The organism is Pseudomonas gorinensis (genome assembly GCF_042015035.1).
GTDB lineage: Bacteria > Pseudomonadota > Gammaproteobacteria > Pseudomonadales > Pseudomonadaceae > Aquipseudomonas > Aquipseudomonas gorinensis.
In genome coordinates this window covers 3,280,418-3,293,596 of the sequence record NZ_CP167125.1, presented here as the reverse complement: position 1 = coordinate 3,293,596, position 13,179 = coordinate 3,280,418, and the positions used below count along the sequence as shown (strand labels likewise).

Genomic DNA, 13,179 nt, shown 5'->3' with positions numbered 1-13,179 from the left:
CGGTTTGTCAGTCGCCTCTCAGTTGACTGTCACACCGCTATCGGGGGCAAGCCCTCTCCCACATTGGGTCTGCGGTGGTATTTAGTTCCTGGGTTGCAGCAGTAGCGCCACCAACGCACTCCACCCCGTCTGATGGGACGCGCCCAACCCACGCCCGGTTTCGCCATGAAAATACTCATGGAACAACACCAGGTCACGGCTGGCCGGGTCCGCCTCCAACTGCGCGTACCCGACCATCGAGGGCCGCGAACCGTTTTCGTCACGCAGAAACAAGCGCGTCAGCCGCTGGCTGAGGCTGTCGGCGACGTCCTCCAGGGATGACAGGTAACCACTGCCCGTCGGGTACTCCACCGAGAAGTTATCCGCGTAGTACCGATGAAATTCGCGCAGCGATTCGATCAGCATGTAGTTCACCGGCATCCACAACGGCCCGCGCCAGTTGGAGTTGCCGCCATACAAGCGTGAATCGGATTCCCCCGCCTGGTAACGGGCGCACAGCGTGTTGCCATTCATCTTCAATGCCAGGGGTTGTTCGGCGAACGCCTTGGACAAGGAGCGCACGCCAAACGGCGAGAGAAATTCATCGTCATCCAGCATGCGCCGCAGCAGGTCCTTGGTACGCTCACCGCGCAGCAACGCCAGCAACAGCCGATTGCCCTGCCCCGGTTCATTCCAGCGCGACACCAGCTTGGCCAGGTCCGGCCGATGGCGCATGAAACCCAGCAAGCGCTCGCGCAAGCCTTCGAGGCCTTCATGCTCACGCTGCTCCAGCACCAGCACGGCGAACAACGGCATCAGGCCAACGATGGAGCGCAGGCGCACCGGTTCGTTCTGGCCGTCGGGGCGGTGCAGCACGTCGTAGAAGAACAGGTCCTGCTCATCCCACAGGCCCTCGGCGCTGTCATCGACACGGTTGATGGCACCGGCGATATACAGGAAGTGCTCGAAAAATTTCACCGCGATGTCTACGTACACCCCATTGCGCTTGGCCAGCTCCAGCGCGATCCGCATCAGGTCCAGCGCATAAGCGGCCACCCATGCCGTACCATCGGCCTGGTCCAGCTGGTAACCCGGCGGCAGCGTGGCCGAGCGATCGAACAAGGCGATATTGTCCAACCCCAGGAACCCACCCTGGAACAGGTTGCGCCCCTCGGCATCCTTGCGGTTGACCCACCAGGAAAAATTCAACAGCAGCTTGTGGAAGATCCGTTCCAGGAAGTCCATGTCACCGACGCCGCTCAGCGCCTTGTCCTGCTGATACACGCGCCAGCTGGCCCAGGCATGCACCGGTGGGTTGGCATCATCAAAGCGCCATTCGTAGGCCGGCAACTGGCCGTTGGGGTGCATGAAGCGGTCCTTCACCAGCAACAACAACTGCTGCTTGGCATACCCCGGATCGATCAACGCGATGGCCACGGCCTGAAAGCCCTGGTCCCAGGAGGCGTACCACGGGTATTCCCAGGTGTCGGGCATGGAGAGGATGTCGAAGTTGGACAGGTGCCGCCAATGGGTATTGCGGATATGCAGGCGCTCGGGCGGCGGCGCGGGTTGGGCCGGGTCGCCGTCGAGCCATTGGTTCACGTCGAAATAGTACAGCTGCTTGGACCACAGCAACCCGGCCAGGGCCTGGCGCTGCACGTTGCGCGCGTCTTCATCGGTAATGCCATGTTGCAAGGCGGCATAGAAGTCGTCGGCCTCCTGACGCCGCAGCTCGAACAGCTTGCGGGCGTTGACCTCGGGCGCATCCGTGGGCGCAAAACGCAGATAGAGGGTCTGGCTTTCCAGCCCTGCCAGTTCGAGGATGAAACGCGCGGCCACCTTGGTACCCGAATCGCGGCGGATCGCTGATTGCACAGCATTCACGACGTAATCATTGATGCCGTCCTTGAATGGCCCCGCCGCCGATTGTCCGTCCAGCTTGGAAACGTTGGTCTCGTTCTCACAAAACACCCATTCGACGCCATCCCGGCCCCAGGCACTGAGATGCCGGTCATCCAGCTCATGATGACGGGCCAGCACACGGTCACCGTCCAGCGTCAACCTTGGCTTGGGCGCACCCAAGGTCCAGCTCCAGTCATTGCGCGCCCATACCTGCGGCAGCACGTGCAGGCGTGTCGGTTGGTCGCAGCGGTTGTGCACGGTGACGCGCATGAAAATATCGTCGGGCTGGTGCTTGGCGTATTCGACGCTGATGTCGCAATAGTGGTTGTCTTCAAACACGCCGGTATCGAGGATTTCATACTCGGCATCGCCCAACCCGCGCCGCGCGTTTTCGGCGATCAGGTCGGCATAGGGAAAGGCAGCATGGGGGTATTTGTAGAGCATGCGCATATAGGCATGGCTCGGTACGCCGTCGACGAAAAAGTACAGTTCCTTGACGTCTTCACCGTGGTTGCCCTCGGCGTTGTTCAGGCCGAACAGCCGCTCCTTGAGGATGGCGTCGTGCTCGTTCCACAGCGCGAGGCCCAGGCACCAGCGTTGCGCCCTGTCACTGAAACCGGCCAGGCCATCCTCGCCCCACCGGTAGGCGCGGCTGCGGGCATGTTCATGGGGGAAGTAGGCCCAGGCGTCGCCGTCTGCGCTGTAGTCTTCGCGCACCGTGCCCCATTGGCGTTCGCTCAGGTAAGGGCCCCACTCGCGCCAACGCTCGGCATCCTGCGTCGCCAGGCGCTGGCCTTCGATCGTTTCAAGTATCCGGGTGTCGGGTGTCGCCGTCATTGGGTCCTCCATCGCCTGCCAGGTGCACAGCAGTGTAGAACCCAACGACGTGCGGGGCACATGAAGACTTAGAAGATGGCGTACGTGTAGTTGAAGATCAGGCGGGTTTGGTCCTGGTCGGCGGTGCCGGTGTTCTTGCCGTGATAGGTACCGGTACGCAAGGTGGTACCGAAGCCTTTCAGAGGACCTTCCTGTACGACGTAGTCCAGACGGAAGTCGGCTTCGTTTTCTTTCTGGTCAGGGCCACCGACAACCTTCGACTTGATATCCGAACCGTCCAGGTAAGCCACGGACGCTCGCAAGCCAGGCACGTAGGCCTTGAAGTCATACGAGTACTGGCCAAAGTTGACCTGCTCGCCCGCACGGGAGAACTGGCCAACCACCGCATCGGTAAACAGATAGAAGTCGCTGCCACCGGCACCTTGCGCCTGTGGGTCGGCAAGGCTGCCCTGGTTGACCCACACAAAGCCGCCGTCATCCCCCACACCAATGTGCCCAAGCATCAGGCTGCTGCCGCCCAATTGATAGGTGAACGCCGCACTGTAGGTCTTGTTGTCCACTTCGCCGGCGTGCCTGGCGTAGCCGCCGTTGTTGTTGAACTGATAGCCGGTCTCGCCATTCTTGCCGTCGCTGGAGCTGTCGAAGTAGCGCAGGTCGGTCTTGAACGACTGGTCATTGCCCAAGGGCAGCACGTGGACCAGGCCGACGTAGTTCTGTTTGTAGAAGTCTTGCAGTTGGGCGTAGTAGTACTGAAGCGTCAGGTTTTTTGCGATGACGTTATCGGACGAACCAAACGGTTTGTAGTCCACACCACCGAATTTGAAACTGTCACTGTCGCGTGTCCCACCGGCCACGCTCAGGCCCGTGGAGTTGCTGGAAGCGCGGCCTTCGACGCGATTCAGCTCACCACCGGTGAAGGTCACGTTGGGAATGTCGTTCGAGGTCAGGATGCCACCGTCAAAGGTTTGCGGGGCAACGCGGCTGTCGTTCGACACCAGGATAGGCAGGATCGGCGCCAAGCCACCACCGACGTGCAACTCGGTCTGGGAGATACGGAATTTCACGTTACCCGCGGCACGACCGAATGAGTCGGCAGGCTCGGTGCCGTTGTTCTTGGTCGGGAAGAAGCTGTTGCCGTTACCCGACAGGCCGGCGCCCGCAGTGTGGCCGTCGCCACCGTCCAGGCGCAGGGCGCCGAAGGCCATGACGTCAAAACCCACACCAACGGTGCCCTGGGTGAAACCGGATTTGTAGTCAAAGCGCAGCGCTGTCGCGGCTTCGCGCAGATCGTTGTTGGTCCCCGAGCGGTTATCCGCGCTGTAGTACATGGTCCGCGAACTGACGGACGCATGGCTGTCTTCGAGAAAGCCGCTATGACCATTGCCGGTTCCCAGGGAACCGAGTCCAAAATCATCGGCGTATGCCTGTTGTGCAAGAACGGCGGCGGTGATCGACAGCGCCAGTGTAGAAATTTTCATTAACTGCGGCCCCTAAATGTTTTTTTATATGTGCGATGTGCGAAATGACGTTTTCATCCTTACAAACGTGACGATTCTTTCACGCCGGCCGGGGCGGACTCCGTGAAGAATTAGTTAGGAAAAACCCTGGAAAATGAAATTTATCCGTTGCTGATTTTTGTCATATTCACGTCATCTCATTCATTTGCAGAATGAAGTCCAGAGGAATCTTCGTTTGCAAGCCTGCCTGCCGCTCAACAAAATCCAGGCAAAGGCCACCCTCATCGCCATAGCCATCAGGAATTTTTCTATGCACACCACCGCACATGTCAGCCCCGACGAGATCCGCAAGGGCTTTTCCAAGGCCATGTCCGATATGTACCGAGATGAAGTTCCGCTGTACGGCGCGCTGATGACGCTGGTGGCCGAGATCAACGCCCGCGTGCTCGACAGCGACCCGGGCCTGGCGCAGCAATTGCAGCGCACCGGGGAAATCCAGCGCCTGGACATGGAGCGCCACGGTGCCATCCGCCTGGGCACCGCCGCGGAACTGGCCACCATCAGCCGCATGTTCGCGGTGATGGGCATGCAGCCGGTGGGTTACTACGACCTGACCCCGGCCGGCGTGCCGGTGCACTCCACCGCGTTTCGCGCGGTGCATGAAAGTGCGCTGCAAACCAGCCCGTTCCGCGTGTTCACCTCGCTGCTGCGCCTGGAGCTGATCGAAAATCCCGACCTGCGCGCCTTCGCTGAAAGCGCCCTGGCCAAGCGTTCGATCTTCACCCCCGCGGCCCTCGCCCTGATCGAGCAAGCGGAACAGGACGGTGGCCTCGGCGCAGCGGATGCCGACGCATTCATCCGCGAGGCCCTGGAGACCTTCCGCTGGCACCACACCGCCACCGTGACCGCCGCGCAGTACCAGCAACTCAGCGACCAGCACCGCCTGATCGCCGACGTGGTGGCGTTCAAGGGCCCGCACATCAACCACCTGACCCCGCGCACCCTGGACATCGACCAGGTCCAGGCCGCCATGCCTGGCAAGGGCATTACCCCCAAGGCAGTGATCGAAGGCCCGCCGCGCCGCCGCTGCCCGATCCTGCTGCGCCAGACCAGCTTCAAGGCCCTCGATGAAGCCATCGCGTTCACCGACGCCCAAGGCAGCCACAGCGCGCGTTTCGGTGAAATTGAACAACGCGGCGTCGCGCTGACGCCCAAAGGTCGCGCCCTGTACGACCAACTGCTGAACGCTGCCCGCGATGAACTCGGCGCATTCCCGAACGAATCCAACGCCGAGCGTTATGTGCAATTGATGGAACAGCACTTCCAGGCCTTCCCCGATGACCACACGCAGATGCGCGAGCAAGGCCTCGCGTACTTCCGCTACTTCGTCACCGACAAGGGCCTGGCGGCACGCGGCCAGGCCGACCAGCCGCGCACGCTGGAAGCATTGGCCAGCGCCGGTCACGTGGCGGTAGAGCCGTTGGTATATGAAGATTTTCTGCCGGTGAGTGCGGCGGGGATCTTTCAATCAAACCTGGGGGATGCGGCGCAGAGTCACTACGCGGCTCATTCGAACCAGGCTGAATTCGAGAAGGCACTGGGGCGCCAGACGATTGATGAGTTGAAGTTGTATGAGGAGACGCAGCAGCGTTCGATGGATGCCTGCACCCAGGCACTGCTGGCATGAAATTAAGCGCCCACCCGGCCCATCAGCGCAATCCTGCGCCGCAACGGTCCCCGGAGCCGGGAGGGCGAGGGCATCATAGGTAGCGGGGATCGGGATGTCTTCCAGTCAATTCTGAAAAAATGTGCAAGGGAGCGATTGGCTCGCTCCCTCATTGAACGGATCGCCCGTTACTTCAGCAAATCCTTGATCTCATCTTTAACCAACAAGCGTCTTTCCTTCAGCTTCTTTATCTCGTCATCGCTGCCGGCTGCCTTTTCAGCGTTCACCACCAATTCGTCAACATTGTTGTATTTATCAAACAGCGCGTTCAAACGGGCATTTTGTGCCCGGCGCCCGTCGACTTCGTCCTTGCTCAACCCCAAGTCCTGATACAGGTCGTGTTTCACTGGCATGGCCTACCTCCGCAAGTTGATCAATGGCTACGCCCTTGAAGCTAGCCCATTCCAAGGGGTCTTGTCATGTTTGCCGGCAAACCAGTCCCGTTCGTCGCAACCTGGGCAATGGGATCAAACCTTTGCCGCGCCCTGCCCTCCACTGTAGATCGCCACTTGAGGGAGACCGGTTCATGAATCAAGCTGCCAGCGCTGTCGACACCCAATGCATCAACACCCTTCGTACCCTGGCCATGGACGCCGTTCAAAAGGCCAACTCCGGCCATCCGGGCACGCCCATGGGCCTGGCGCCGGTCGGGTATACCTTGTGGAGCCGCTTCCTGCGCTATCACCCCCAGCACCCCGACTGGCCTGGCCGTGACCGCTTTGTGTTATCCGTCGGCCATGCATCGATGTTGCTGTACTCATTGCTGCACTTGGCGGGCGTGGTGGAGATGGACGCCGAGGGCAAGCGTACCGGGCACGCCGCGATCAGTCTGGACGATATCAAGCAGTTTCGGCAGGCGGGCTCCAAGACCCCTGGGCACCCGGAATACCGTATGACCACCGGGGTCGAGACCACCACCGGCCCCCTGGGCCAGGGCTGCGCCAACAGCGTCGGGATGGCAATGGCCGAGCGCTGGCTGGCCACGCGCTTCAATCGCGAAGAAAAAACACTGTTCGATTACAACGTGTACACCTTGTGCGGCGACGGCGACATGATGGAGGGCATCAGTGGCGAAGCGGCATCGATGGCCGGGCATTTGAAGCTGGACAAGCTGTGCTGGATCTATGACAACAACACCATCAGCATCGAGGGCCACACTGAGCTGGCATTCAGCGAAGACGTGATCAAGCGCTTCCAGGCCTATGGCTGGCATACCCTGCACGTGACCGATGCCAATGACTTGCAAGCCCTGACCAATGCCCTGGAGACCTTCCATTGCAACCGGGGCGCGCCGACCCTGATCGTGGTCGACAGTGTGATCGGCTATGGCTCGCCCCATAAGCACAACACCGCCGCCGCCCATGGTGAACCCTTGGGTGAGGAGGAAATCCGCCTGACCAAGGCCGCCTATGGCTGGCCACAGGATGCAAGCTTCCTGGTACCCGATGAAGCCTGCACGGCGTTGCGTGATGCGTTGCTTGAGCGCAGCGAGCCACTGTATGAAAAATGGCTCGAACACCTTTCGCTGCTCGAACAGTATGAGCCCGAGCTGGCCGACGAATTGCACCGCATGCGTGCCGGGCAAATGCCGGAACACTGGCAGAAGCACTTGCCCCACTTCGACAGCGATGCCAAGGGCATCGCCAGCCGTGCCGCCGGCGGCGAAGTATTGAATGCGTTTGCCCAGCAAATCCCCTGGCTGCTCGGCGGCTCGGCGGACTTGTCGCCGTCGACCAAGACCAACCTCACCTTCGACGGTGCCGGGCGTTTCAGTGCCGACGACTACAGCGGGCGCAACCTGCATTTCGGCATCCGCGAACACGCCATGGGCGCGATTGCCAATGGCATGGCGCTGTCGTATTTGCGGCCGTATACCTCGACATTCCTGGTGTTCAGCGACTACATGAAACCGCCGATCCGCCTGGCGGCAATCATGGAGTTGCCGGTGATATTCGTGTTTACCCATGACTCGATCGGCGTCGGTGAAGACGGCCCGACCCACCAGCCCATCGAGCATCTGACCCAACTGCGCGCCACGCCGGGGTTGCTGACCCTGCGCCCGGGTGACGCCAATGAAACCCTGGAGCTGTGGAAAGTCGCCCTGGCGCAAACCCATCGGCCGAGCTGCGTGGTGTTGTCGAGACAGCCACTGCCGACGCTGGATCGCAGTAAATATGCGGCGGCGTCCGGCGCGGCCAAAGGCGCGTATGTGTTGGCGGGGGCTGAAGCGCCGGATGTCATCCTGATCGCGACGGGCAGTGAAGTCAGCCTTGCCGTGGAGGCTTATGAACAGCTCAAGGCTGAAGGGATTGCCGCGCAAGTGGTTTCAATGCCCAGTTGGGAGCTGTTCGAAGACCAGGACCAGGCTTATCGCGACAGCGTGCTGCCGCCGGCCGTGAAGGCCAGGGTCGTGGTGGAACAGGCCGGCCCCCTGGGCTGGGATCGCTATGTCGGCCAGACCGGCGCCAAGGTGGTGATGAACAGCTTCGGCGCGTCGGCACCGCTGGCGAAGCTGCAGGAGAAGTTCGGGTTTACTACAGAGAACGTGGTGAAACAGGCCAGGGCGCAGATCCAACTGACGCAACGCTGAGCAAAATGTGGGCGGCCCCACGGCCTCCTGTGGCGAGCGGGCTTGTTGTGGCGAGCGGGCTTGCCCTAATGCCGTTCAGTTAAGGCTTTTTTGTAGGAGCGAGCTTGCTCGCGAAAAACTCACAGGCGCCGCGTTGATTCAGGAAACACGCGTTATCGTTGACGTTTTTCGCGAGCAAGCTCGCTCCTACAGAAGGCGATGTACTCTTAACTGAACGGCATTAGGGCAAGCCCGCTCGCCACAGCAAGCCCGCTGGCCACAGTTACAGTGTTCCTCCTTAACTGAACGGCATCAGGGCAAGCCCGCTCACCACAAAAATGCGCTCGAAGCGTCGCTCCGCCCCTCCCGCATTCAGGGCAGTTCCTTGGCAAGGAACGGCGCGGTGCGGCTCTTCTTGCTCCTGGCCACCTTCTGCGGTGCGCCGCTGGCGACTACCTTGCCGCCCATGTCCCCTGCCCCCGGCCCGATATCGATCACCCAGTCACTCTGGGCCACCACGCGCATTTCATGCTCCACCACAACCACCGTATGCCCGGCGTCCACCAACTGATTGAGCTGGCTGAGCAAGCGGTCGACATCCCGTGGATGCAAGCCGGTGGTCGGCTCATCCAGCACATACAGGGTGGCGCCACGGGCATTGCGTTGCAGTTCAGTGGCGAGCTTGATGCGTTGCGCTTCACCCCCCGACAGTTCAGTCGCCGGTTGGCCCAGGCGCAAGTAACCCAGGCCGATATCACGCAGTACGTGCAGCGAACGCAGGACGCCCGGTTGTTCGGCAAACACGTCCACCGCCTGCTCCACGGTCAGCCCCAGCACTTGCGCAATGTTCAGGCCTTGCCATTGGATCGCCAGGGTTTCGGGGTTGTAGCGCGCCCCATGGCACGTCGGGCAGGGGGCATACACGCTGGGCATGAACAGTAATTCAACGCTGACAAACCCTTCGCCCTCGCAATGCGCGCAGCGGCCCTTGGCGACGTTGAACGAGAACTGCCCGGCATCGTAATGGCGCTTCTTCGCCGCCGGCGTGGCGGCGAACAGTTTGCGCACGTTGTCGAACAGCCCGGTGTAGGTCGCCAGGTTGGAACGCGGGGTACGGCCGATGGGCTTCTGGTCAACCTGCACCAGACGGCGCAGGTGTTCCAGCCCGGCGCTGATATGCCCGCCACTGGTTTGCGGCGCGTCATCTTCCAGGCTGCGTTCCTCGTCATTGTCCGGCACGCGGCCCAGGCCGCTGCCGACCAGTTCCAGCAACGCCTGGCTGACCAGGCTGGACTTGCCCGAGCCAGAAACACCGGTCACCGCCGTGAAACAACCCAGAGGGAACGCCACGCTCAAGTCATTGAGGTTATTGCGCGTCACGCCTTCGAGCTGCAACCAACCCTGGGGTGGACGTTGCGACGCCGTCGACGGGCGCCGCTCGGCAAACAGGTACTCGCGGATCTGCGACGCCTCGACCGCCGCCAAGCCGGCGGGTGGCCCGCTGTACAACACTTGCCCGCCATGTTCACCCGCCGCCGGGCCGACGTCGATCAGCCAGTCAGCGCGGCGCATGGTTTCCAGGTCATGTTCCACCACAAACAATGAGTTGCCCGCCGCTTTCAAACGTTCAAGCGCGGTGAACAACGCCTCACCGTCCGCGGGATGCAGCCCGGCCGACGGCTCATCCAACACATAGATCACACCAAACAACTGTGAGCCCAATTGGGTCGCCAGGCGTAAGCGCTGCAACTCCCCGGACGACAAGGTCGGCGTGCTGCGCTCCAGGGACAGATACCCCAGGCCCAGTTCGATCAAGGTGCTGACCCGCTCCAACAGGTCCTGGGCAATGCGCTGGGCAGCCAGGCGCTTTTCCACCGACAGCTTCATTGTGTCCTGCCCCGCCGCCACCGGCCGCAGCAGCTCGGCCAGTTGTACCAGCGACAGTTGCGACAACTCACCGATATCCACCCCGGCAAACTTTACCGACAACGCTGCCTGGGTCAGCCGCTTGCCAGCGCACAACGGGCAGGCACTGCCTTGCATAAATTGCGCGACGCGCTTTTTCATCAGCGCGCTTTGGGTGTGGGTGAAGGTGTGCAGGATGTAGCGCCGCGCACCACTGAAAGTGCCTTGGTAACTCGGCTCCAGCTTGCGTTTGAGCGCGTCGCGCGTCTGCTCCGGGGTGAAGCCGGCATACACCGGCACGGTCGGGGTTTCTTCGGTGAACAAAATCCAGTCGCGCTGCTTTTTCGGCAGGTCGCGCCAGGGAATGTCGACGTCATAACCCAGGGTCACCAGGATGTCGCGCAGGTTCTGGCCTTGCCATGCCAGCGGCCAGGACGCCACGGCGCGCTGGCGAATGGTCAGCGACGGATCGGGCACCATCAGCGCCTCGGTCACTTCATACACACGGCCCAGGCCATGGCATTGCGGACAGGCGCCCTGGGGCAGGTTCGGCGAAAAGTCTTCGGCATACAGCATCGCCTGGCCCGGCGGATAGTGGCCGGCGCGGGAATACAGCATGCGGATCAGGCTGGACAAGGTCGTCACGCTGCCCACCGACGAACGCGCACTCGGCGTACCGCGCTGCTGTTGCAGGGCCACAGCCGGAGGCAAGCCTTCGATGGAGTCCACATCGGGTACGCCGACCTGGTCGATCAGGCGCCGTGCATAGGGCGCCACCGACTCGAAATAGCGGCGCTGGGCCTCGGCGTACACCGTGGAAAAGGCCAGCGACGACTTGCCCGAACCCGACACCCCGGTAAACACCACCAGGGCATCCCGTGGAATGTCCACATCGACATTGCGCAGGTTATGTTCGCGGGCGCCGCGAACCCGGACAAACCCGGGCCGTTGAGCAGTGAGCGGAGGGAGGGTGCGCTGTGAAGTCATGGTCAACCTTGTCATGGGCAGGTCCTGGTTCGGAGCCTGCCGGGCGGGGGCTCGTTCAATCGGTCTGAGCCACACGGGCGGTAAGCACGCTGCGCAACCGTTGCGTCAGGGCTTCGGGGCTGTAGGGTTTGCTCAGCAGATGAATGTCGGCACTGAGCAGGTGGTTGGTGGAGAGAATGTCGCGGGTATGTCCCGAGGTGAATAGCACCGCCACCGGCGGTTGCTGGGCGCGGGCCCAGTCCGCCAGGTCGGTACTTTTGACGCGGCCGGGCATCACCACGTCGGTAAAAATAAGATCGGGGCGCATTCCGTCCAACAGCCTCTGCATCGCCCGGTCGCCGTCTTCAGCGGTCAGCACGGTATAGCCAGCCTGTTCCAGCAGCTCCACGACGGTCACTCGCACGCCCTCGTTGTCCTCCACCACCAGAATGGTCTCTTGACCTGCGGCATGGGATACCGGCTCGGGTTCGATCTCCTGGCACTCCTCGCCCAAGCTGCGCGGGAAATACATTTGCACCACGGTGCCCTTGCCTTCCTCGCTCCACACCTCGACATGGCCGCCACTTTGCCGGACAAACCCGAACACCATGCTCAGGCCCAGGCCCGTACCGTGACCATCGCGCTTGGTGGTAAAGAACGGCTCGAACACCCGCGACAGAATCGACGCCGGCATACCCACGCCGATATCCGTGACCGCCAGGCGCACATACTCGCCGGGCTGCAGGCTTTTACCGACGCAATCCTTGGGGTTGAGGATGATATTTTCGCCGGTGATGCGAATCACGCCCTCGCCTTTCATGGCATCCCGGGCATTGATCGCCAGGTTCAGCAGTGCGTTTTCCAGTTGGTTGCGGTCGACGTGGATGCACCAGGAATCCTGGGGCAGTTGCACATCGACATGGATGGTTTCACCCAATGCACGTTGCAACAATTCGCCCAGACCGGCGTAGATGCGCTGCGGGTTGTAGACCGCCGGTGACAGCGGTTGGCGACGCGCAAACGCGAGCAATTGCGAGGACAGCTTGGCACCGCGCTCCACCGCCGCAATGGCAGCGTTGACACGTCGCTGCACCTGAGGGTTTTCCGGCTCATGGCGGGCCAACAGGTGCAAGTTGCCGGCGATCACTTGCAGCAGGTTATTGAAGTCGTGAGCCACGCCACCGGTCAGGCCGCCAATGGCTTCGAGTTTTTGCGACTGGCGCAGTTGCTCTTCGGCGACAGAGCGCGCCTGCACTTCGGCGGCAACGCGCTGCTCCAGGTTGTGGGTCAGCTCCTGGCGCAAGCGCTCGGAAATCACATGGGCGGTGGTCTCCACCACGATCGCCAAGACCCCGGCCGGCTGCTGGTCATCTCCGGCGACCGGGCTGTAATACAGGTCCAGCCATACGTTTTCCGGCTGGCCGTTGCGCAGCAACACCAGCTCCTTGTTGTGATAGGACAAAGTGCCACCCGCCAGGCAAGTGTCCACGACATGCCGATTGAAGTCGGCGACTTCCGGCCAGCCCAGCTCCACCGGCGTGCCCAGCAAATACGGATGACGGCCACCGGCAAACACGGAATAGCTGTCGTTGTAGATCATGTAGCCGGCCGGCCCCCACAGCATCACCATGGGCACGGGCGACGCCAGCATCATCTGCACGGTGCAGGCCAGGCTGGTGGACCAGCGATCCAGCGGGCCCAGGTCGGTGTGCGACCAGTCGAAGGCACGGATTCGCTGGGCCATTTCACCGCCCCAGCCTTCACAGCCGTGGGTGTTGGATAAAAAAGGCATCGATAGGCTCTTGGTGCAGAGAAACATTGATCGGTGGTGCAGTTCC

The 13,179-nt window shown here is 61.7% G+C and carries 7 protein-coding genes; 2 read left to right on the top strand and 5 right to left on the bottom strand.

The window, feature by feature from the left end; all coding sequences use genetic code 11:
* Positions 1-81 precede the first annotated feature (81 nt).
* Together AB7933_RS15095 and AB7933_RS15090 are read right to left on the bottom strand one after the other, a co-directional pair.
* The gene (locus AB7933_RS15095; RefSeq protein ID WP_024075064.1) at positions 82-2,718 is read right to left on the bottom strand and encodes an MGH1-like glycoside hydrolase domain-containing protein; all 2,637 of its coding nucleotides are present in this window, start codon (positions 2,716-2,718) and stop codon (positions 82-84) included.
* Positions 2,719-2,786: 68 nt separating this feature from the next.
* Entirely contained in the window at positions 2,787-4,196 is a 1,410-nt protein-coding gene (locus AB7933_RS15090; RefSeq protein WP_024075063.1) for an OprD family outer membrane porin, read from the bottom strand.
* Between the two features lie 289 nt (positions 4,197-4,485).
* Between AB7933_RS15090 and hglS the strand changes: the two genes are divergently transcribed.
* A complete protein-coding gene (gene hglS, locus AB7933_RS15085) occupies positions 4,486-5,862 on the top strand; it encodes a 2-oxoadipate dioxygenase/decarboxylase HglS (RefSeq protein ID WP_024075061.1) in 1,377 nt (458 codons plus the stop codon).
* 167 nt (positions 5,863-6,029) lie between these two features.
* Here the strand turns inward: hglS and AB7933_RS15080 are convergent, their stop codons facing one another.
* Positions 6,030-6,254: a YdcH family protein gene (locus AB7933_RS15080; protein WP_024075060.1), complete on the bottom strand. Its 225-nt coding sequence runs from the start codon at positions 6,252-6,254 to the stop codon at positions 6,030-6,032.
* Positions 6,255-6,427: 173 nt separating this feature from the next.
* Here AB7933_RS15080 and tkt point away from each other — a divergent pair, with 173 nt between their 5' ends.
* Entirely contained in the window at positions 6,428-8,491 is a 2,064-nt protein-coding gene (gene tkt / locus AB7933_RS15075) for a transketolase (protein WP_024075059.1), read from the top strand.
* A 351-nt stretch (positions 8,492-8,842) separates the two neighbouring features.
* On the opposite strand, the gene uvrA is transcribed toward tkt, so the two are convergent.
* Together uvrA and AB7933_RS15065 are read right to left on the bottom strand one after the other, a co-directional pair.
* On the bottom strand, positions 8,843-11,362 hold the full coding sequence (gene uvrA, locus AB7933_RS15070; protein ID WP_024075058.1) for an excinuclease ABC subunit UvrA: 2,520 nt from the start codon (positions 11,360-11,362) through the stop codon (positions 8,843-8,845).
* A gap of 55 nt (positions 11,363-11,417) precedes the next feature.
* Positions 11,418-13,133, bottom strand: coding sequence for an ATP-binding protein (locus tag AB7933_RS15065; protein ID WP_093235844.1), 1,716 nt, complete (start codon positions 13,131-13,133; stop codon positions 11,418-11,420).
* Positions 13,134-13,179 lie beyond the last annotated feature (46 nt).

Coding starts and splice junctions, on each gene's coding strand:
- AB7933_RS15095 (WP_024075064.1), bottom strand. CDS start 2,718: ATGACGGCGACACCCGACACCCGGATACTTGAAACGATCGAAGGCCAG.
- AB7933_RS15090 (WP_024075063.1), bottom strand. CDS start 4,196: ATGAAAATTTCTACACTGGCGCTGTCGATCACCGCCGCCGTTCTTGCA.
- hglS (WP_024075061.1), top strand. CDS start 4,486: ATGCACACCACCGCACATGTCAGCCCCGACGAGATCCGCAAGGGCTTT.
- AB7933_RS15080 (WP_024075060.1), bottom strand. CDS start 6,254: ATGCCAGTGAAACACGACCTGTATCAGGACTTGGGGTTGAGCAAGGAC.
- tkt (WP_024075059.1), top strand. CDS start 6,428: ATGAATCAAGCTGCCAGCGCTGTCGACACCCAATGCATCAACACCCTT.
- uvrA (WP_024075058.1), bottom strand. CDS start 11,362: ATGACTTCACAGCGCACCCTCCCTCCGCTCACTGCTCAACGGCCCGGG.
- AB7933_RS15065 (WP_093235844.1), bottom strand. CDS start 13,133: ATGCCTTTTTTATCCAACACCCACGGCTGTGAAGGCTGGGGCGGTGAA.